This window comes from Marinobacterium jannaschii DSM 6295 (assembly GCF_000620085.1).
Classification (GTDB): domain Bacteria; phylum Pseudomonadota; class Gammaproteobacteria; order Pseudomonadales; family Balneatricaceae; genus Pontibacterium; species Pontibacterium jannaschii.
Window position 1 is genome coordinate 74,763 of record NZ_JHVJ01000004.1, and the last position, 20,818, is coordinate 95,580.

Sequence of the window (20,818 nt, forward strand, 5' to 3'; positions counted from 1 at the left end):
TCCAACGAGAAAGAACAAGAGACAGGAGTTTTTATGCGGACACTGGTAGCCAGTCTGCTGGCAGTATTTCTAACCTTTACCCTGGCAGTCGATCAGGTTGAAGCCAAGAAGCGTTTTGGTGGTGGCTCTTCCCTGGGTAAATCCTACTCAACCCCTAAGAAAACTTCACCGAGTTCGACTGATTCTGCAACCAGCCAGCAGAAGACTTCACAGACGGCCAATAATACTCAAGCTCAGCCTAAGAAGAAAAGCGGCCTGATGGGCGGCTTGCTGGGCGGTCTGCTGGCGGGTGGCTTGCTGGCGGCGCTGTTTGCCGGTGGTGCCTTCGAGGGCATCCAGTTTATGGACATCCTGCTGGTCGGGTTGCTGGCCTTTATCGGCTTCAAGCTGTTTGCGATGTTCCGACAACAACGTCAGCCGCAATACGCCACCGGTAATGCGCAGTATGAGATCCGTCCTGAGCCGATGAAGCGCGAAGCGCCACAGCCCCAGCCAGAGGAACCTAAGTTCTCGCCAATGCCTGCCTACAACGGTGGCGGCTTCTCCGGTGACGAGCTGAAACTGCCGCAGTGGTTCGACAAAGAAGGTTTTGTTGAAGGCGCCCGCCAGCACTTCACATTGCTGCAGAAAGCCTGGGATAACTGCGACTGGGATGAGATCAAGACCTATACCTCAGCCGAACTGCTGGAGCAGCTGAAAGCAGAGCGCGCCAAACTGCCAGAGCAACAGCACACTGAAGTCGTTTCAGTGATGGCGGAGTTGGTTAACTTTATCGACAACAACGATCACGTTATTGTCAGCATCAACTTCTACGGCTGGCTGAAGGAAGAGGGTGACGAAACCACTGAGTTTAACGAAACCTGGCACCTTTCCCGTGATACCACTGAGCAGAACTCAGACTGGTTTATCGTGGGTATCGAACAGCAGTAACCTGCTGTCGTGAAATTCAAAAGGCGGATCACTGATCCGCCTTTTTTATATCTTAACGAAACTGCTATCAGTGAATGCCGTCTCTCGGGCTCCTTAACTGTTTTGCGCTGAATGGGTAGCGGACAGCGAAGCCCTTTGATACCTGTGCCGGGCATTATCGCTTCGCGGCGCATCCCGGAAAACGCTTACTCGGCGTGGTCGCGGATAAAGGTCAGGGTATCGCCTTCCGACATCGTCTCTGCAAAGCGGTAGCCTTCCAGGTCAAAGTCCTTCAGCTGCTCAGGGTCGCTGATCTGGTGCTGGATGATATAACGGCTCATCAGGCCGCGGGCTTTCTTGGCATAGAAGCTGATGATCTTGTACTGACCGTTTTTCTGGTCCTTGAATACCGGCGTGATGATCCGCGCCTTCAGCTCCTTCTTCTTTACCGCCTTGAAATATTCGTTCGAAGCCAGGTTGACCAGCACATCGGAGCCCTGTTCCGCCAGCAGCTCGTTCAGCTTCTCGGTGATAATCGAACCCCAGAACGCGTACAGGTCCTTGCCGCGGCTGTTGGCGAACTTAGTGCCCATCTCCAGCCGGTAGGGCTGCATCAGGTCCAGCGGCTTCAGCAGGCCATAGAGGCCGGACAGCATGCGCAGGTTCTGCTGGGCGAATTCCAGATCCGTTTCGCTGAAACTCTCGGCATCCAGACCGGTGTAGACATCTCCCTTAAACGCCAGTAACGCCTGCTTGGCATTTTCCCGGGTGAACTCCGGCTGCCAGGATTCGTAGCGGGCGACGTTGAGGGCTGCCAGTTTGTCACTCAGTTTCATCAGGACGGCAATGTCCTGCACCGACAGCTCACGCAGCTGCCGGATCAGCTCGGCGGAGTGGTCGCTAAACTCCGGCAGCGTGGCCGTCTCGGTAATTGGCGGGGTTTCGTAATCCAGCGTTTTGGCAGGTGAAATAACTGTCAGCATAGTGGGTGTTCAGATCCGTTGGCGAAGAGTGAACAGCATCCGGCAGTCAGGCTGATGGTGGACAGACTGAGCGAAAGCCTCTTTAGGCTGAATCATACCGCTGCGACCGGAAACAAAAAAGGCCGGAGACTACCGGCCCGAAGAGGGTGAAACGACTGGCTTGATGGGAATTGAATCAGAATCTGAGTTAGTTACGTAACCGTATATTGAGTTCGTCGACGACCTCGCACCAGTCCGAATCGGACTCCAGCGCTTCCTTCAGGAAGCCGGCCTGTGCGGGGGTCCAGAATGTGGCTTCAGTGATATCGATCTTATTGCTGAACAGCCGGTGAGTGGCGATAAACTGATCGATCGAGCGATCACTACTGGGCAGACCCAGCTGTTGGAACAGCGTATTGATCGTATGACTTGAGGTATCCATTACAGCATCCTCTGAGGCGATTAATAACCCTGACATCAAGTTTTGGTCAGGATGAATGGTCTGTCAAACTGCGGGGGCAGTGCGGCCTGAAAAATTGGGGTATGATAGCCGCCTGCTGTTTGCACAGAACTTGGTTGAGACGAAGGATTCATGAGTAATAAGAAGACTGTATTAACCGGTATCACGACCACCGGCACCCCCCATATCGGCAACTATCTGGGCGCGATCAAGCCTGCCATTGAGGCCAGTGAAAACCCGGATTTCCAGAGCTACTTCTTCCTGGCGGACTATCACGCCCTGATCAAGTGCCACGATCCGGAGCGTGTCGCACGCTCTACCCGTGAGATTGCCGCCACCTGGCTGGCGCTGGGGCTGGATACCGATAAGGCAGTGTTCTATCGTCAGACCGATATCCCAGAGATTCCGGAGCTGACCTGGATCCTTACCTGCATGTGCTCCAAGGGCCTGATGAACCGCGCCCACGCCTACAAGGCCTCCGTGGATGCGAACCGCGATGCCGGTAAGCAGGACCTGGACGATGGCGTCACTATGGGACTGTTCAGCTACCCGGTACTGATGGCGGCCGATATCCTGATGTTTAATGCCGACCGTATCCCGGTGGGTAAAGACCAGATCCAGCATATCGAAATGGCGCGTGATATCGCCGGTCGCTTTAATCACACCTATAAGAGCCTGTTCAACCTGCCGGAAGCGGTCGTGGACGAACAGACTCAACTGATTCCGGGACTGGACGGTCGTAAGATGTCCAAGAGCTATGACAACACCATCCCGTTGTTCTGCAGTGCCGACGAATTGCGTAAGCTGATCAACCAGATCAAGACCGACACCCGTCTGCCGGGCGAGCCGAAGCCGTTGGAAGACAACACCATCTACCAGCTGTACAGCTGCTTCGCGAGCGAACAGCAAACGGCCGAGATGGCCGATAAGTTTGCCAACGGAATCGGCTGGGGTGATGCCAAGACCGAGTTGTTTGAGTTTCTCGACAGCCAGCTGAGCGCACCACGTCAGCGCTACAATGAGTTGATGAACGATCTGGGCGAGGTTGAGCAGGTGCTGAATAAAGGGGCGGCTAAAGCGCGTGAATTCTCAGCGCCTATGCTGGAGCAGGTGCGTATCGCCGCTGGCATCCGCCCGCTGACCTATGTGGCGCAGGATAAGACCGAAGAAGCTCAGAAAAAAGAGAAGTCTGCCGAGCAGATCGCCCGTGCGGAAGCCGGTCGCCGTCGTGCCATTCTGATGCAGCTGAAACCGATGCTGGACAAGGTTGCCGCGGCGGAAGACAAGTCGGCAGAAGCTCAGGCCATCGTTGCCGCTAAAGCAGAAGAAGTAGCAACGCTGAAGAAGAAAGCGAAGCAGAAAGCTGAAAACGAGCTGGAACTGCTGCGCGAAGAGCTGGCTGAATATCTGGGGTAAACCGCCATGTATACCACCATTGTTAACGCTGATACCCTGCAACAGCACCTCAACGATCCGGACTGGCTGCTGATCGACTGCCGCTTCAGTCTGGCCGACAGCGGCTATGGCAAACGTTTGTACGGCGAAGGGCATATACCGGGCGCGCGTTATCTGGATCTGGATGAAGACCTCTCCTCGGCGATTACGCCGCAAACAGGCCGTCATCCGATGCCCGATGCCGATGCGCTTAGTACTCGCCTGAAAGCGCTGGGCCTAAAGTCCGGACAACAGGTCGTGGTATACGATGACTGCAGTGGCATGATGGCCGCCCGCGCCTGGTGGCTGCTGCGCTGGCTGGGGCACGAAAGGGTTGCCTTGCTCGATGGTGGCCTCAGCGCCTGGAAGGGCGAACTCAGCGCTGATAATCCGTTGTACGAAGCCGGTAACTTCGAGGCGACGCCACGCAATACTGAGCGGGTGGAGCTGGCGGCGGTCGAAGCTAATCTCGATCAGCCCCGCTTTACCCTGATCGATGCCCGCAGCGCCGAGCGCTATCGTGGTGAGCAGGAACCGATCGACCCGGTTGCCGGACATATCCCCGGTGCCCTCAACCGTCCCCTGACCGACAACCTGCGCGACGGTGTATTTAAATCCGCCGGTGAGCTGCACGCCGAGTGGAAAGCTGTACTGGGTGATACCCCTGCAAGCGATATAGTGCATATGTGCGGTTCCGGCGTCACTGCCTGCCACAACCTTCTGGCGATGGAGATCGCCGGCCTCTGCGGCTCGCGTATTTATGCCGGCTCCTGGAGCGAATGGATCAGGAACCCGAAGCATCCGGTGATCAGCGTCAAGTAAGCGGTTACAAACATAAAGAGACCCGCCAATTGGCGCAATGCTGTTCACTTAAGCGGAGCAGCTTTGCGGTCAACGAGGTATCGGGTCTTTGATATCTTTACCGTCCTCGGTGTCGATGGCCGAGGACGGTGCTCCAGAAACAGGCTCGCGACGCCTGCTCGTAATTTTGATAATCGGCACCGGTTTTCGACGCCGGTTGCGCCGCCCCCATGACGATCAGTTGTGCCGCGATAAACTGACAGGCTGGCTTGAAGCGTATTTCGCTGGGACTGCGTCCGTAGCAGACCGCCGCCTGACTCGCTTCTCGGCGGATCACGTTATACGCCAGTAACATGCCCCAGACCTCCTGATAGATCAGTTCGACTTTCTTACTCCGAAGGGTGATTGCATTGTGCTGCATTGAGCTTTTTATATCCCGGAAGCCAAGCTCAATTTCCCAGCGCTCCTGATAAAGTGTCGCGACCTGCGCCGTGCTGAACCGCTCAGCAGGCAAGGAGGTAAAGACAGTCTTCAGCTTGCCATTCACTTCATAGGATACCGCCCGCACAGTCCAGGTTTCCGGTAAGGCGGGATGACGCTTACGCGCTTGAGCCGAGACTGTCATCTGCAATAAACGGTCATGCTCGTTATAGGCTTCAACCTCTTCATAGACCAGGCCTTTGCGTTCCGGTATCAGCCAGTGACGCTGCTCCCCGGTCCGATTGATGCTCAATAGCAAATCCGCGCCCCAAAAGCCCTTATCAAACAGCGTAACTGAGTGATCCGGTATTTGAGCGATGAAGGTCTCAGCCAGCCGCATTTCGCTGCGCCGGTATGGACTCAACTGTGCGTTCAGGATGACATGGGAGCGAACATTCATCAGAGCGACCAGCCGCATCATGGGAAATGCAGTTTGGCGCTGACTCGATGTATTGCCTGAACCGAAGTGTTCACGCAGCTCAGGTGTATCCGGTGTTCGGAACAAAGCCCCATCTACCGCGAAGATTTGCAAACCGTGCCAGTCATCTTGCGGATAACGTTCAGTTCCCCAATGTTGGCCGGTGCGTTTAAACAGCCACTCCAGTGGCTGATCCCCCAGACGCTGGCGCGCTTCTGATAAGCCGCTGCGCGCCAGCAACGCTTCATTGGCTAACCCCTCAGCACATATATTAAGCCGACGGGCGACTTCTCCAATCGGCTCATGCCTAAACAGTGCCATCCCCATTACCAACCACAAAACCTGCTCTGGAGGTAAGCGACGGCGCCGGATGGAAGCTTTAGTTGTGAGCTGGAGAGCCGACTCGATCCATTCGATGGGAATGTTCTGAGAGAAAGCGTCAAGATCGGTAAAGGAGTGCAGGTCGTCAAACCCGAGCAGCATCTGTTGAATAGGCACAAAAAAATCCGGTATTCATAAGGAATACATAGTTCTGTGTCAGCGTAAATCACAGATTGTAGTGGTCAACTGGGATAGCGTCAGATTCCAGTTTTGCACCGGATGCGTCCACTTCTCAGATGCCTTCGTCATACCCACATAGAGGAGCTTCAACAAGCTGGTCTCATTTGCGAAGCCCCCTTTGGTTTTGGTCAGCTTTCGGAACTGGCGGTGCACGGCCTCAACGGCATTGGTGGTATAAATAGCCCGGCGAATCTGCTCAGGATATTTAAAGTATACCGATAGGTTCTCCCATTTTCCGCGCCAGGACTTAATCACCAGCGGATATTGTTGGCCCCATTTGCCTTCCAGGTCATCCAGAGCTTGCGCGGCAGCGTTCAAGGTCGCAGCTTTATAGACGCACTTCAGGTCTGCCATAAAGGCTTTTTGGTTCTTACTGGCCACGTACTTCATCGAGTTGCGGATCTGATGGACGATACATAGCTGCACATCGGTATCCGGATAGATGGTTTCGATGGCCTCTGGGAAGCCCTTCAAGCCGTCGACAGAGGCGATTAGGATGTCCTTAAGGCCTCGATTCTGCAGGTCGGTCAGGACGCTGAGCCAGTAGTGTGCGCCTTCGCTGTCAGAGAGGTAAAGGCCCAGTAGCTCTTTCTTACCCTCAATGGTCAGCCCAAGGATGGTGTAGACCGCTTTGGAGACGAAACGCCCATTCTCTTTGATTTTGTAGTGGATGGCATCCAGCCAGACAAAGGGATAGATCGGATCCAGATCCCGTTCCTGCCAGGCCCTTAACTCGGGTACCAGGCGATCTGTAATGGCATTGATCGTGCCATTGGAGATGCTCATCCCGAACATATCCATGATGTGTTCACGGATGCTCTGGTAACTATTGCCGAGCGCGAACAATGATAGGATTTTGCTTTCCATCTCATCAGTCAGGCGAGTCTGGTACTTCTTGACGGTTTGCGGTTCAAACGAGCCGTTACGGTCTCTGGGTGTCTCCAGTTCAAACTCGCCGGAAGGCGACTTCACGGTCTTTTTAGAGGAACCGTTTCTTCGGTTGGAGGTATCATCCTTGGACAGATGCTCATCCAGTTCAGCACCCAGAGCCGCCTCGGTGATTTGCTTGATTAGCGGTGTAAGCAGGCCGTCCTTGCCGTTGAGGCTTTGGCCAGATTGCAGTGCTTTGGCGAATGCCTGGATATCGATTTCGTACTTATCAGCCATGATGTGTCGCTCCCTGTTTTAGTCAGTGTAGGAAACGACACAGAACTTTGAACACTACCGATTCAAAGGTCGCTGGGTCGTAATTGGGATGATTGCGCTTGCTAGTGTTAATAGCTATCTGAGGATCCATCAGCGTATATGAATGAACCTCGATTAGCTTTAATAGCATCTCTTGAGTCTATAAAGAGACTATATTGTAGAGTATCGATTTAGAAATTAGCTGGCTATTAGTGTTGACCCTAAGCTTTTGGCGGGCATTGCTAATATGAAATCTAGCTGTTCTATCCGATATAGATAGAATCTTTCCTATCTCCCAATAAGTTTTTCCAGCGCACAACCACTTAATGCATTCGGCCTCTCTATTTGATAGCTGAAAAGCTTTTCTGGAGTGGTTGTTGTTTTTGATTAATTGTTCAAATCTATAATGGAATGTATTTGTAAAGGCAAATAGCTTGCTTCCAAACTGGGCGAGCCATTTCTCTTCATCTACATTGTTTGGCAGTGCTAGTCCCCAGCCCGCAATAGATTGATCAAAGCTTTGGGCTGGAACGCCAATACCTTTGATGAGGCCATACTCCTTTGCCTCTTGCCAGAACTGAATAGCCTTCGCACTTGGCTCAATTACTTTTTTGCAATCTTTCCATATAAAGGGCCGCTTTAGAGCGGCGCAACAGTACGCTGTAGGGTCAACTAGATGATAGTCATTCTCAATATAGTGGCTAATCCACTCTGAAGGATAATTGCCACATGACGGATTAGTAGAGGCGAGAGGGCTTGTATGTATATAGATATATCTATCCATATCTAGCTGTGAGACAGAATTCTGAAAAGCTCTTTCTAAGTCGTCGATAGACTCAGCAGAATTGGTCGAGGCAAGCAAATCCCAAATGTCTTCCATAATCTCTACTGTCACATGTGACAGTTAATCCTTGTGTTCTATTGAATTAGCATTGGTGAATGCTTTTGATACCGCTTATTTTAATGAGTGTATATATAAGTACTGGGTGCCTGTAAATAGGTAAATGGTCTTGCTTTGGGATGGGGGATAGAGAAGAGCTATGAAATTGAATCAATTGGCTGTATGTAGCAGCGTATTATTTTTGACAGCTTGCCAATCAATGGGAAGTGGCTCACTGATTGATAACATCACTAAGCCTGTTGCAGACATGGCGTCCGGGCACAATCAAGAACAGGCCCAGCGTGCATCGTCTGCAGAAGCTATTAGCGATAAAAGTGAAAATTCGGCACCGTTACCAGTATTCTCAGGTTATAAAAAAATAGTTGCGGTTTCTCGATTTGAAAATCGATCATCTTTCAATAGCGAAGGGGCAATGAATTTAGGTGCTGGCATGCGAGATCAGCTTGCTGATGCACTTGTTCAAAGCGGACGCTTTGTTGTTCTAGAGCGTCAAAATTTGACTGATGTGTTTGGAGAACAGGATTTATCTCGCAGTGGGCGGGTCCAGCGCTCCCAGTCTGCGAGAACAGGAAAGGCAACTGCTGCGCAGTTTTTGGTTCAGGGAACCATTACCGAATTTAAGATGGACTCCGGCCAGGGGGGATCTGGAGTTTCCTTTGCTGGAATTTCCTTGGGAGGAGCTTCGTCTTCAACGCATATTGGCTTGATTGTTCGAATGATCGATACAACTACCGGAGAGGTGGTTGCATCAGAGCGTGTGCAAGGTATAGCCGAGGGGTCGGCATCCGCTGTTAGTGTTGACTTCGGTGGCATTGGATTCAAGACCGGAAGTCAAAAGGAAGACCCCGTTAGCATGGCTGTACAGCAAGTCATAGATAAAGCTGTTCAGGCTATCGCTGTGAAGCTGGGGGATAAGCCGTATCGAGGACGAGTTGTACAAGTTCAGAAAGGTACAGTTATTGTCTCAGCAAGTGAGCGCAATGGCACTAAGGTGGGTGATGTTTTCACCGTCTATTCAGTTGGTCGTGAGCTTAAAGATCCTCTTACTGGTGAGTTGTTGGGACGTGAAGAGAAAGAGGTTGGTCAGGTTAAGATTACTACAGTAAAAGAGAAGTATTCATTTGCCAAACATGTCGGGCGTTTCCGTCTCAAAACAGGTGACTTCATCCAAGCTATAGATTCAAACTTAGCTTTTCGTTAATCAGTGTATTAAGGGTGAAAAGGAGTCATTGCTTTTAGCTGGCTCCTTTTTTATTTGGAGGGATATTATGTTTTTATTTGGAAGGCAGAATTTTAAGTGTTTTTGCTTTTTTTCTGTGTCGGTGTTTCTCTTTCCTTTAGAAGCGGATGCTACAGATAAGAAAGAAAAGCGTCGTTACGAATATAGATCTAAGGCTCCTATTGTTATTGTTCCGCAAGACTATTACGGTAGCGTTGAAGTATATATTACCTCAAAAGGCTATGTGGTTTTAAAGAAGGAAAAGGAAAAGTCCAGCTATGAAGAAATACGTAGCTACTTAAGTAATGAGGATGATTTGAATAAATAGGAACTTTTTTGTATTGAGTGATAGTTATTGGCTCTCTTTGGAGGTGTTATGTTTAGAAGCTTATGCTTTTCTTTTTTGATGTTTTTTGTATCAGGGTCAATAACTTCCGTAGGTTATGCTAGTGAGAGAGATCTCATTGTTGATAGTGTGAAAAGTGATAAAAAAACTTGTGAGAGAGCTAGGAAGGAATATCACAAGTCGCCACTGTACTTCTCTGGCATCCTCAAGGTTTGCGGGATATCTGCACCTCCTAAAAGCAAAGACAGTTCCGGATACGTTAATGAGACGTATGATGTAAGTAAGCGTGAGGTGCGTGAAGTCTCCGTTGAGGGGTACCAAGACATACAAAATGAGATTAATGAATCTTCTTATGAATCATATGGAGTCTCTAGGAAAATAAATAAGCTGAAGGACTGTGGAGAGGGGCAAGGTGAAGTCCATCGTAGTTTGTGCTCTAATCCTGATGAAAGTGTTTACGAAGGAGAAGCTTACTCGTTATCAGGGAGTGATGAATATTTAGAACAACTAGAGCAGAATCAGCTCGAGCTGAATGAGGCATATGACAGCTATTTAGAAAGTGCTGAAGTAACAGATGAAGTACTTAGTAATCTTATTGATGACCTGGTCGGGAGTAAAAGTCTAGAGGTTGGGGTTTCACATAAAGCTAATTTTAATAGTTCTGATGATTTGGAAAAGAGTAACCTTGATCTAACGCCTAGCCCTGTCGAAAAAAGTGAATTGTTGGCGGATATCTATGAAAAAAGTCGTAGTCAGGATATAAAGGCTCCAAACCCCTCTTGGCGAGCACTTCTACCTTCTTGGGTCCCAGGTTCTCAGCCAGCAATGATCGAGAGGTCGATGGATGAATATGGAGATGGTATTGAGAAAGTGCGTAAGATTGGTCGAGGAGATCTAGTTCCCGAGAGAGCTGCATGCGGAGATGTTTTCTGGAATAGAGAAAAGGTTTATGGGCAAACGCCTCAACAATTAAAGCGATTTCATTCACGATGTGAAAGTCATTCAAAACTAACGATGAATGGAGGCAAAGCAGCTATCGCTGTTTCTGGAGCAGGATTTATAACCTCTTTCGGTGCTGAATTAATATCAGCAGGAGTTGATGGAAGTCTTAGTACAGATGATAAGTTGAGCCTATCCTCTGGGGTGGTGAATCATGCGATTAGTTTGACTACTAATGCTGCTACCAAAAAGACATCGATGGTTCTTGAAGGGGTTGGGCTTATTGAAGCGGGGGCTGAGACTGCTAATGCAGGAATAAAATCTTATTACGAGGAAGCTAAGAAGCCATAAGTTTAGAGGGTGTTCATAGTTCTGTGTCATCCGAGTTTTACAGATCGACGTATTCGTCGATCCGACCTTCGAAGTGGATGCTCAACTGAGACAGTGTCAGATTCCAGGGTAGTGTTCAAAGTTCTGTGTCTTTTCCTACACTGACTAAAACAGGGAGCGATACAGAACTTTGAACACTACCAAGAGGGCTGCTCTGCTACCCTGCTAAGACCCATCGCCTCAATCACATCTATCTATATCGCGCCCGAATATGCTACCTCAGCGTATTAATCTCATTTGCCAACGTATGTTGATTACTTGTCAGGCCGCCAATGATTTCAGCTCAAAGAGCCAGAATCGTTTTATCGGGTGCAGATTTAGAAGGCGGATGAAGTACGGAGCAGGGCAGGCTTAGTCCTGCAGCTGTTGCCTGAAAAAACGCACCAGTTCCCGGTTCATATGTTGGTGAAATGCTTGACGGTCGAAGCCCGGTTTATCGACACAGAGTAGCTCCCAGGTGTCCGGTTCAGACTGCTTCAAGGCCGGACGGCAGCGGGGCAGCAGAAAACTAAAGTGACCGGCATCTTCAATCCAGTGGAACTCAGCACGCTCGTCCAGGGCGTCGGCAATCGGCTGCGCATTGCTGTTATGGGGTACCCGCTTGTCTTCAAGCCCGGACCAAAGCTGTACTGGCACCTCAATACCCGCCAGTGCATTTGCATCAAAGGCGATACCCAGTCCCGGCGCGGCAATAGCGGCGGCACCGATACGTCGGTCAGCGCCCCAGGCTGCTGGTGGGAGCTGTGGCAGATCGCTCTTGGCCAGGCTGGCAACCAGTCCCTCTTTACAGGCAAACTCTTCCGGGACTGATTCGCAGTGGCTCGCTGCCCGGTCAAGGTTCGGCAGGGCTCCGATCAGGTTGAGTGCTGTCAGGCCGCCTGCAGAAAAGCCGAAGATGCCTACCTTGCCATCTCTGAGCGCCTCGCGCTGCGGCCAATGCTTGGTTAGTTGGTCGATGGTCTGGCTGATATGGCGTGGCCGATCCAGAACCCACTGTGGTGATGGCGAGCTCATATCGCCGAAGGTATTGCCGCTATGGCTTGGTGCAGCAACGACAAAGCCCGCCTGGGCCAGTGCCAGTGCCGTGTTGGCATGACTACCGAGCCAGCCACCATAACCGTGGGAAATCAGGATCAGGGGCCGGTCCTTCCCTTTTATCGGTGCATTCAGGGCCAGGGCCTGGCCGAATGGGCTGTTGGGATTCTCAGGTACGGGGCTGTCAGTGGGATACCAGATGCCGATCTGCAGTGGCTTTTCTTCAGGTAACTCTACCGCTAGTAGGCTGAAGCCGGTGGCATAAGTCGATAGCGGCACGCTGAGTAGTGCGAGGGTCAGAAGCTGCAGCAGTATTTGCCAGAACAACCGTGGGCTGCTGTCTGTTGCTGCAGTGATTTTCATCGGCTGTTGCGGGGGCATAGCATTACTCCATACGGGACTGTTAGAGGTGACGATAGTGCCGCTAGCCTGCCAAAATAGCGTCCTCAATCGCGATTCAGGTCGAAGCAGAACGCGATTTAGGCCATAGTCCTGCGCATAATGTTCTGACGGACAATGTATCAGAAGGAGTTTGTACCCCCATGGTTTTCTTGCCCCTGCCCATCGTGGCGGCACTGGTGCTGGCGACGATGTTGCTTATCTTGCGTGAGCGCCTGCTGTCTGCACCCGCCGGACGTGTGTTCGGAATCTTGTTATTGCTGTACTGCGTTGAATCGGTATTGATCGGTATCCGTTGGGGCTACGACATCATGTATCTGCTGCCCCTGCAGTCGTGGATCGCCGCCTTGTGGTGCCCCTTGGCCTGGATTGCATTTCGCAGTCTCAGTCATGGTAAGCCCAGTTGGCAATGGCCGGATGACTGGCCGCATCTGTTGCCCGTGTCGGCTGTGACGCTGTGCATACTGTTTGGACCGTCTCCCATCGAGGTGATCTTGATGCTGACCTATCTGGTCTACGGTGTGATGCTGGCGCGCCTGGCCCGGCGTGGGCCCGATGCCCTGGGTATGGTGCGCCTGAGTAGCGCGGTGCTGAGTCATCGCGCTCTGGTGGTGACCGCATTGCTGATGTTCTTTTTTGTGCTGGTGGACCTGCTGATCTCCATCGATATACATGGCTATCAGGGCCAGCATGCCTCGACAGTAGTGGCGATTGCCACTGTGCCGATGCTGCTTTTGTTGGGTGTGGCTGCTGCCGTTGCTGGGCAAGAGCGGGTAGAGGCAAAGGAGGATGAAGAGTTGGAGCCGAGGCCGGAGGTCAATGAGGAGGCTGTCGATGTAGAGGCTCAGCAACTAATGCCGCAATTACAGACATTGGTGCAGCAACTGGGGCTGTACAAAGATCCTGAGCTTAATCTGCAGTGTCTGGCACGTAAATGTGGTGTTCCGGCACGGCGTGTGTCGCGCGCAATCAATCTGGTGACCGGACAGAATGTTTCACAGTGGGTGAACGAGCAGCGGATCACTGCGGCCTGTGAGCTGCTGAAAAGTAGTGACGGGAGCGTGACATCAATTATGGAAGCGGTGGGTTTTATGACCAAGTCCAACTTCAATCGTGAGTTTAAGCGGGTCACGGGCACTACGCCGAGCGCCTGGCGGAGTGCCTCTGATTCCGGCTAACCTGTCTGAGTCTCAGGACGCTTCAGCTTCGGCAGCAGCAGTGAGTCACTGAACAGGATCAGGAAGTGGAACAGCACGCAGACCAACAAGGCTTCGCCCAGCGCCTGGTTAAGGGCCGTGAGCACGCTGACAGCAACAGGCAGGGTTTTCTGTGAGCCGGTAAATAGCAGCGCCAGGGTGACCGACCAGTCCAGTTGTATCGCTTTGGCCGCCAGCCAGCAGAGCAGCATCAGGCCAAAGTGAATGATCAGGGTGGCCAGTGCAATCTTGATCAGATCAGCCCCCTCTATCTGGCGCAGAACCTCAGCGGAGTCTGACATCGCCATCCAGACGGTGACGATCACGCAGAGAGAGGGCAGGTATTGCAATGCCAGGGATTGTGGTGACAGGCTGAGCAGAGTACGCAGCGCGGCACCGACGATAAATGGCAGCAGCACCAGCTTCAGCAGGGTCAGTAGCAGCGGCAGCGGTGAAATGCTGATATCGCCGCTTTGACTCAGGGTAAGTGCCAGCATAAAGGGCAGGGTGAAGATGCCGACGATATTGAGTATCACTGTCATCACCAGCGCCCAGAGGCTGCGGCCGCCGCAGAGCTGAGTCATGACAATACAGGTCGAAAGGGTGGAGGGCACGGTGGATTTCACTACCAGTCCCAGAGTCATGCCCGCGCCAAAACCAAGCAGGCTGGCAGTGGCGGCGCCTAACAGCGGCCCAATCAGCAGTGAAATCACCCCGGCGGCCAGAGTCGCTTTGATAAATACGGACTCGCGGGGAAGTTCTTTCAGGTTGGTCTGGTAGCCATTGACCAGAAAGATAGTGGCGACCATCCAGGGAATCAGTCCGATCTGCTTAAGCAGGGTACCCGCTTCAGGTGCGACATAGGCGATGGCAAATGCCACTAACAGTCCGCTGGGAAGAAAGGCGCTTTTCACTATCGATTCCTTTTACGAGTATTCACTACAAAACTGCTGTGTAGTGAGTGGAAGAACATTAGGATGCCGCATAGTTTTTTATAAAATCAAGGAAAAAGACTGTCTTCGAAACTGAATCCAGTGATCTTATCTGTCTGTACCTTGAAGGTCGATGATTACTCTTGTAGTTTTGTGTAATAAATAGTCCAATTTTCGATCACAAGTTTGTAAAAATCGCTGGTTAAGCTATGATTTTGTAAAAGAACTACAAGAATTACCTAGCCAGGAGAGAATCATGCAGCCAACTATGACTAGCCGTACAATCGCAATTTTGGCAGTCGATGGTGAAAACTACGAAGTTTCCGGTCACTTTGAAGGCCAGAAACGCAAGGCGAGCTGGTATACAGTGACCCGTTCCAGTGATCGTTCCGTCAGTGTAGATAAGTTGGACCAGTTCCCGACTCACGATTCACTGCGTACGTTGATGAACTGATCAGAAATAGCGATTTCACTGTTCGGCCGTAGCGATACACCCGCAGCGAACAGTAAAAAAGCCGGGCATGGAAACATGCCCGGCTTTTTAATGGCTGCGCTTCAGCTGAGACGGCCTGTGAGGCTTACTGAGCGGTCTCGTTATCGGAAAACACGCCTTCAAACAACGGCGATGACAGATAACGCTCGCCGGAATCCGGCAGGACCACCACGATCTGCTTACCTTTATTCTCCGGCTCGGCGGCCAGGCGCAGTGCTGCGCAGATTGCCGCACCACTGGAGATACCCGCCAGAATACCTTCCTGTTTCATCAGGTCGTGTGCCGTCGCAATGGCGTCTTCATTGCTGACCTGTTCTACCCGGTCGATCAGCTCTAGATCCAGGTTGCCCGGGATAAAGCCGGCACCGATACCCTGAATCTTATGCGGTGATGGTTTCACCTCTTCGCCATTGATTGTCTGAGTGATGACCGGAGAAGCGGTTGGCTCTACGGCTACCGAGGTGATCGCCTTGCCCTGAGTCGTCTTAATGTAGCGCGAGGTGCCGCTGATGGTACCGCCGGTGCCTACGCCCGCAACCAGAATATCGATAGCGCCATCGGTGTCCTGCCAGATCTCCGGGCCGGTGGTTTTTTCGTGGATCTCAGGGTTTGCCGGGTTTTCGAATTGCTGCAGCATCAGGTATTTGTCGGCGTCAGAGTCGACCAGCTCCTGGGCTTTTTCGATTGCACCTTTCATGCCTTTAGCCGGCTCGGTGAGGACAATATCGGCACCCAGTGCTTTCATCAGCTGACGACGCTCCAGACTCATAGAGGATGGCATAGTCAGGGTGATCTGGTAGCCACGTGATGCGGCGACGAAGGCCAATGCGATACCGGTGTTACCGCTGGTCGGCTCGACCAGTACCATGCCTGGCTTCAGTTGGCCGGATTGTTCCGCTGACCAGATCATATTGGCGCCAATGCGGCACTTTACAGAACCTGCAGGGTTGCGGGATTCGATCTTGGCGTAGATGTCTGCGTCTGGGGCCAGGCGTTTCAGGCGAACCAGTGGTGTACCGCCGATGGTCTGGGAGTTATCTTCAAAAGTGTTCATGGCGCTCATTCCCTTCGGATCTGTCGTTTGCTGGGTGCGATCCATTCTTATATAACGGAATGCTATTGTATTCCAGATTTTTTATGCCTTTTTTATCAGGCCAGGTCTCGGCTACAGGATGATCAATATTAGCGACGTCTGATATGATGGCGTTCCTATTTATCGTTGCTGTTCAGCGGAAGGTTTTACCATGCGTTTTCTGATGCGTTTACTGGCTCCTGCACTGTTCTGGTTTACCTTTATGCTGTTCCGGGCATCGCCGTTTAAGCGCTCTGAGCGCAAACATAGGCTGTTGATGAAGTGGTTCCGCTTTGCGGCTGATAACGGTAGTGAGAAGGCGCTGTCGGTCTACGGTCACCTGCTGCATTTTCGCGGTGAGGGGGTTCAGAACCGGATACAGGGCGGTATCTACCTGCAGCGGGCGGCGGAGAAGGGTGACAGTAAAGCCTGCTTCCAGATGGGTAAAATCTATGAGAGCGGTTTCGAGCATTACTTTCAGCCCGATCAGGCCAGGGCCCTGAGCTTCTACCGTAAGGCGGCTGAGGCAGGCCATCAACTGGCGATCCGGCGTCTGGCCGATGCCTATGATGCAGGCGAACTGGGACTGGAGGTTGATAAGGCTGAGGCCGGTCGCTGGTCTGATCGCCTGCCGGAGATCCCTGGCGGACGTTAGGCCGTGCCGGGTATCGGCTGGTGCTGGTTCCAGGCTTTGTAGTGAGTCAGGAAGCGGTCGAGCAGCTTGTCCAGCTCCGCCGCGACCTGATCCTGCTGGCTGAGGCGCAGTAACTCTGCCATGGTTTCCGCGGTGCAGAGGTGGTCGAAGTCCGGGTTTCGGCGCAGGTCGTAGCGGGTTTTCCGCTCCGGGGTAAACGACAGCAGTGGTAACTGATCCAGCCAGGGGCTTTTGCGTACCATCTTGCGTACTTCTTTCCAGGTACCGTCCGGTACCACAAACAGCGGTGTGCGCTGAGAACTGATTTCAAGTGGCTTGATCCGTGCCGCCAGCTCCGGACGATCGCCGGGAAACAGCAGCCAGGGCTGATAGGCGGGGTCATTGATCAGCCTGATCAGATCCTGCGGTGGCTCTTTGCGCTGCCAGATAAAGCATTCGGTCTCCGGCAGCAGCTGGCGGATCAGGCCGCTGGTGTTGGTCGGCCTTTGCGGCTCGTTCTCATGCAGTAGCAGGGCGATCTTCAGCGCTGGCCGGAACTGCGTCGCCGTATGGCAGACGCAGTAGGGGGCCGGCAGCTGGCAGTGACAGGTATCGGACATCAGCGCTCTGATTTCAGTAACTTGGCGCGGAAGTCTATCAGAGATTCACTTTTCCCCGGAACTTCGACGACCCAGCGCGCAGTGCCGGCGTTGGTTTTCTCATACTCGGGGGCGCTACGCTCCATCTCCCAGATCTGTGGGAAGTTAGCGTTAATCACCACCCTGGCAGGGCTGTTGCGGCTGTTACGAATGCTCAGTTGCTGCTCGACGATCAGGCCGTCGTAGCTTTTGCTGAACTGGGTTTGCTTGCGGCTGATGCTGACATCGAAGGCGCGCCCCAGCCCCACCTCCACTTTCTCGCCGCTGGCAGTATGTCGGATCGCCGAGCCGCCGATAAACTGCAGCTGCTGTTTCTGGTCCGGGCTGAATACCCGCACATTGCCGCCCGGTAAAGGCGTGCCGTCTTCGGAAAGCTCGTTAACAAAGCGCAGCTGGAGCCGGGGTTTAGCTTCATGTTTGGTGCTGTCCAGGTAGTTGGAAACCAGGAAGCTGTGGTTGTACTCACGCTCGACCGGGATTGCTTCTGCGCCGATCAGGCTGACCTGTTTCTGCTGTCCATCCAGCAGGTCATACTGGCCGGGCAGGCGGTAGAGGTGAAAGTCTGCCAGTTGCTCGCGCGATGGCATCGGGCTGTCCGCCATCGCCGCCATCATCTCAATGCCTTTACGGCGGATCTGCGCCTGCTGGCGTGGTTGACTGAGGTCGCCGGCCAGTAGCTGGATCTCGGCCTGGCTGAAGTCGTTGCCGGTGTTGTTGCTCAGTGTGGCCAGACCGTCCAGGCTGATGCTGTCGCCCTTATCGTTCAGGGTCAGGACATAATCCACGCCCCAGTTCATACCGCCGCTGAGGTAGCTGATCTGGGCGTTTGCAGGCTGGGAGGTACCGCCGGAACGGAAGTTAAGGCTGGGACGGCTGAGCAGGCGTTTCGGGATTGCCGGGAAGATAAAACGCCACTGGTCGCCGTAGGGGATAGATTCTGCCCGGCCGTTACGTTCTACCAGTGCGCGGTTGCCTTCAATACTAAGCAGGCGCACATTGCTGGTGGTTTCTTCGCCGGTGGCCGGATTGGTCCGTGCCAGTTGCAGCTCTTTGCCGAGATAGTGTTGTAGCAGGCTACGCTGGTTGAGCAGGTTGGTGTTGAGGTTCTGTTCCAGGATACGGCCGGCGTTCTTAACCTGCAGGGTTGCCGGCTGCAGCAATCGGCTGACGCCTTCAACGGTGACCTGCTGGCCCGGCTTGAGCACCGGCAGCTGGCGTTGTTCGCGCACCAAGCCGAGATCCTGATTGTACAGGGTCAGGGAGAGCGCCTGCCGTTGCTGGTCGCTGATACTCAGCTGTGCTGATGCCAGTGTTGGTAAAAGTGCCAGCAGGCTGGCCGTAATCAGGTTGCGTGAAAAAGGTATCAGCATTCTACATTCCTCATTGTGGTGTCACATCCAGTGCGACCCTGAAGCCCCAGCTGTCGCGATGCTCGTCGATGGCATAACGATAACGGCTGGCAGGCCGAATCAGGCGTCCGATTTCAAACCAGGAGCCGCCACGCATCACCCGGTATTGGCATTCACCGCTGCGACTGGCAGAGCCGTCAGTCGGCGTGTCTTTATAGCTGTCGTTATAGCAGTCGGCGACCCATTCATAGATATTTCCGGTCAGGTCATACAGACCCCAGGGGTTGGGCTGGAAAGAACCCACCGGGGCACTGCTTTTGCCATCCCATTCGCTGCCGCACTCATCACAGACAGCGTAGCCGGGCTGCAGCTTGTCGCCCCACCAGTAGGCGCTGGTGGTACCTGCCCGTGCCGCGTACTCCCATTCTGCTTCCGTCGGCAGCCGATAGGGCTGGCCGGTTTCCTTTGCCAGCCATTTGCTGAATGCCCTGGCGTCATACCAGCTGACATTAGTGACCGGGCGCTTGCCGCGCCCCCAGCCACCGTCATCCGGCAGGGGCCGTCCGGAAGCTTCAGCAAACAGGTCATACTGTTCAAAGGTGACCTCAAATCGTGACAGGGCGAATGGGTTGGCAATGGTCACTTCATGCACCGGCTGTTCGTTATCGTCGCCTATCTTATGTTGATCACCCATATTGAAGCTGCCTGCCGGTAGCAGCACCATCTCCGGGCCGTAGATCGCCGACTCGCCGATCAGGTCGGCAAAGACCTTCTGGCCCGGGGCGTCGGTGTCGCCCTGGTCGACCTTGCTGGCTTTGGCGTTGGCCAGTTCAAGCTGGGTCGCGGCTTGCCGTTCGCTGGCCAGTGCCAGCGCTTCGGTCTGCTGTTGCAGGGTTAACTGCAGTTCGGCCAGCTGGGATTTTAGCTGCTGGTTTTCATCACTGGCTGTTTGCAGCCGCTGCTTGTCGGCATGAACAAAGAAAGCCAGTAGGTAACCCGTAGTGAGCAGTCCGCTTCCGATCAGCAATGGTTTCAGCCAGCGTAGTTTGGGCAGACTGAAGCTGAATCTGCCTGCGAGCTTAGCGGGCTTTTCCTTAACTTCAGCTGTCTTACCGGCCTCATCGGGGGCCGGATCAGTCTTGCTGCCGTCCGCTACGGAATCGGCTGGGGTGTCTTCGTTCTCCGCGATTTCCGCTTCTGTATCGTCTTCCTCTTTAAACAGGGCCTGCACCAGCTCTATCACGCTCGGCTGACGCTGCTCCGGCTCTTTAGACAGGGCCTGCTGCAGCGCTTCCCACTGACTGGTGCTGAGGTTGTCAGGTTTGGTCAGTAGCTTACGTTTATTGTTGCTGTCCGGTGGCTCGACAGTATTTCCTGTGAACAGCTGGTAGGCGATACAGGCCAGTGAGTAGACGTCGGAGCGGGGGCTGAGGTTGCCGGGATGGAATGCTTCCGGTGCCTGGCAACTGGCAAAGTCCGGTGCCGATGCAAGCTGATCGCTGAGGGTGTCCAGCATTGGCCGCAGATTAAAGCTGCTGACCTTGATACCGCCTCGACGGTTCACAAAGATCAGGTCGGGGCAGAGTGCGCCGTGGGTGATCTGGCGGCGGTGGCCGATCTCGATTGCCGCGGCGATCTGTATTAGCAGGGCTTTTTGCTGGGCAGGGTTCAATGCGCTGCGCCTTTCATCGCTGAACAACTCGCTCAGGGTGGTGCCATCGACCGGCTCATGGGCCAGGAACAGCAGGCCGTTATCGGCCATCAGGCCGTATAGCTGCAGTATATGTTTGTGGTTCAGGCGACGGCTGTCGGTGAGGTGACGCTTAAGGGTATTGATCCGGGCGGGTGCTTCGGTCAGCAGGGCATCAAGAAACAGCAGGGTGACTTCGGGTCGGCCGGCGGCGCTGATATCTTCGGCACGCCACTGATCGCCCAGTGCCCAGCGATCGCCGGACTGGATCAATTTGTAGCGGTGATGGCTCGGGCCGATCACCTGTTCCGGTGTGAGTTCGTTGTAGCGTTGTGCTTGGGTGGTCGACACGGA

19 protein-coding genes and 1 pseudogene are annotated in these 20,818 nt (G+C 53.3%); 9 read left to right on the forward strand and 11 right to left on the reverse strand.

What is annotated here, in order from left to right:
- The first annotated feature begins 33 nt into the window (after positions 1-33).
- Complete coding sequence (locus Q354_RS0102045; RefSeq protein ID WP_027856163.1) at positions 34-930, forward strand: Tim44 domain-containing protein; 897 nt, start codon at positions 34-36, stop codon at positions 928-930.
- A gap of 185 nt (positions 931-1,115) precedes the next feature.
- Here Q354_RS0102045 and yaaA read toward each other — a convergent pair whose 3' ends face one another.
- Together yaaA and Q354_RS0102055 are read right to left on the reverse strand one after the other, a co-directional pair.
- A complete protein-coding gene (yaaA, locus tag Q354_RS0102050; RefSeq protein ID WP_027856164.1) occupies positions 1,116-1,892 on the reverse strand; it encodes a peroxide stress protein YaaA in 777 nt (258 codons plus the stop codon).
- Positions 1,893-2,079: 187 nt separating this feature from the next.
- Entirely contained in the window at positions 2,080-2,313 is a 234-nt protein-coding gene (locus Q354_RS0102055) for a DUF2789 domain-containing protein (protein ID WP_027856165.1), read from the reverse strand.
- A 150-nt stretch (positions 2,314-2,463) separates the two neighbouring features.
- Here Q354_RS0102055 and Q354_RS0102060 point away from each other — a divergent pair, with 150 nt between their 5' ends.
- Both Q354_RS0102060 and Q354_RS0102065 read left to right on the forward strand, forming a co-directional pair.
- Positions 2,464-3,747, forward strand: a complete 1,284-nt coding sequence (locus tag Q354_RS0102060) for a tryptophan--tRNA ligase (protein ID WP_027856166.1) — start codon at positions 2,464-2,466, stop codon at positions 3,745-3,747.
- Positions 3,748-3,753: 6 nt separating this feature from the next.
- Positions 3,754-4,587: a sulfurtransferase gene (locus tag Q354_RS0102065; protein ID WP_027856167.1), complete on the forward strand. Its 834-nt coding sequence runs from the start codon at positions 3,754-3,756 to the stop codon at positions 4,585-4,587.
- Positions 4,588-4,631: 44 nt separating this feature from the next.
- On the opposite strand, the pseudogene Q354_RS24275 reads toward Q354_RS0102065, so the two are convergent.
- The 3 genes and pseudogenes from Q354_RS24275 to Q354_RS0102080 form a co-directional block, all read right to left on the reverse strand.
- Positions 4,632-5,947, reverse strand: a pseudogene (locus Q354_RS24275) (IS4 family transposase).
- A 54-nt stretch (positions 5,948-6,001) separates the two neighbouring features.
- The gene (locus tag Q354_RS0102075; RefSeq protein ID WP_027856168.1) at positions 6,002-7,192 is read right to left on the reverse strand and encodes an IS256 family transposase; all 1,191 of its coding nucleotides are present in this window, start codon (positions 7,190-7,192) and stop codon (positions 6,002-6,004) included.
- A gap of 178 nt (positions 7,193-7,370) precedes the next feature.
- Complete coding sequence (locus Q354_RS0102080; RefSeq protein ID WP_156948141.1) at positions 7,371-8,105, reverse strand: helix-turn-helix transcriptional regulator; 735 nt, start codon at positions 8,103-8,105, stop codon at positions 7,371-7,373.
- Positions 8,106-8,250: 145 nt separating this feature from the next.
- On the opposite strand from Q354_RS0102080, the gene Q354_RS0102085 reads away from it, so the two are divergent.
- From Q354_RS0102085 to Q354_RS0102095, 3 genes are all read left to right on the forward strand, one after another.
- Positions 8,251-9,312 carry a CsgG/HfaB family protein gene (locus tag Q354_RS0102085; RefSeq protein ID WP_084332439.1) on the forward strand — a complete coding sequence of 354 codons (1,062 nt, stop codon included), beginning with the start codon at positions 8,251-8,253 and terminating at the stop codon, positions 9,310-9,312.
- A 67-nt stretch (positions 9,313-9,379) separates the two neighbouring features.
- On the forward strand, positions 9,380-9,658 hold the full coding sequence (locus Q354_RS0102090; RefSeq protein ID WP_156948142.1) for a hypothetical protein: 279 nt from the start codon (positions 9,380-9,382) through the stop codon (positions 9,656-9,658).
- Positions 9,659-9,706: 48 nt separating this feature from the next.
- The gene (locus Q354_RS0102095; protein ID WP_156948143.1) at positions 9,707-10,966 is read left to right on the forward strand and encodes a hypothetical protein; all 1,260 of its coding nucleotides are present in this window, start codon (positions 9,707-9,709) and stop codon (positions 10,964-10,966) included.
- Positions 10,967-11,356: 390 nt separating this feature from the next.
- Here the strand turns inward: Q354_RS0102095 and Q354_RS0102100 are convergent, their stop codons facing one another.
- On the reverse strand, positions 11,357-12,421 hold the full coding sequence (locus Q354_RS0102100) for an alpha/beta hydrolase family protein (RefSeq protein WP_051559816.1): 1,065 nt from the start codon (positions 12,419-12,421) through the stop codon (positions 11,357-11,359).
- 161 nt (positions 12,422-12,582) lie between these two features.
- On the opposite strand from Q354_RS0102100, the gene Q354_RS24280 reads away from it, so the two are divergent.
- Positions 12,583-13,617: a helix-turn-helix domain-containing protein gene (locus Q354_RS24280; RefSeq protein ID WP_036228298.1), complete on the forward strand. Its 1,035-nt coding sequence runs from the start codon at positions 12,583-12,585 to the stop codon at positions 13,615-13,617.
- Here Q354_RS24280 and Q354_RS0102110 read toward each other — a convergent pair.
- Positions 13,614-14,549 carry a bile acid:sodium symporter gene (locus Q354_RS0102110; protein ID WP_036228299.1) on the reverse strand — a complete coding sequence of 312 codons (936 nt, stop codon included), beginning with the start codon at positions 14,547-14,549 and terminating at the stop codon, positions 13,614-13,616. The genes Q354_RS24280 and Q354_RS0102110 overlap by 4 nt on opposite strands.
- A 286-nt stretch (positions 14,550-14,835) precedes the next feature.
- Between Q354_RS0102110 and Q354_RS0102115 the strand changes: the two genes are divergently transcribed.
- On the forward strand, positions 14,836-15,021 hold the full coding sequence (locus Q354_RS0102115; RefSeq protein WP_245600968.1) for a hypothetical protein: 186 nt from the start codon (positions 14,836-14,838) through the stop codon (positions 15,019-15,021).
- Between the two features lie 124 nt (positions 15,022-15,145).
- On the opposite strand, the gene cysK is transcribed toward Q354_RS0102115, so the two are convergent.
- Positions 15,146-16,114 (reverse strand): cysteine synthase A, encoded by a 969-nt coding sequence (cysK, locus tag Q354_RS0102120; RefSeq protein WP_027856176.1) that lies wholly within the window; start codon positions 16,112-16,114, stop codon positions 15,146-15,148.
- Between the two features lie 190 nt (positions 16,115-16,304).
- On the opposite strand from cysK, the gene Q354_RS0102125 reads away from it, so the two are divergent.
- Positions 16,305-16,787, forward strand: coding sequence for a tetratricopeptide repeat protein (locus Q354_RS0102125; protein WP_027856177.1), 483 nt, complete (start codon positions 16,305-16,307; stop codon positions 16,785-16,787).
- Here the strand turns inward: Q354_RS0102125 and Q354_RS24285 are convergent.
- The 3 genes from Q354_RS24285 to Q354_RS27130 are packed head-to-tail and all read right to left on the reverse strand — an operon-like array spanning position 16,784 to position 20,815.
- Complete coding sequence (locus Q354_RS24285) at positions 16,784-17,386, reverse strand: tRNA-uridine aminocarboxypropyltransferase (protein ID WP_051559817.1); 603 nt, start codon at positions 17,384-17,386, stop codon at positions 16,784-16,786. The genes Q354_RS0102125 and Q354_RS24285 overlap by 4 nt on opposite strands.
- Positions 17,386-18,795 (reverse strand): DUF4139 domain-containing protein, encoded by a 1,410-nt coding sequence (locus tag Q354_RS0102135; protein ID WP_027856178.1) that lies wholly within the window; start codon positions 18,793-18,795, stop codon positions 17,386-17,388. Before Q354_RS0102135 ends, Q354_RS24285 begins: the two co-directional genes overlap by 1 nt.
- Positions 18,796-18,805: 10 nt before the next feature.
- On the reverse strand, positions 18,806-20,815 hold the full coding sequence (locus Q354_RS27130) for an SUMF1/EgtB/PvdO family nonheme iron enzyme (protein ID WP_051559818.1): 2,010 nt from the start codon (positions 20,813-20,815) through the stop codon (positions 18,806-18,808).
- Between the last annotated feature and the right edge of the window lie 3 nt (positions 20,816-20,818).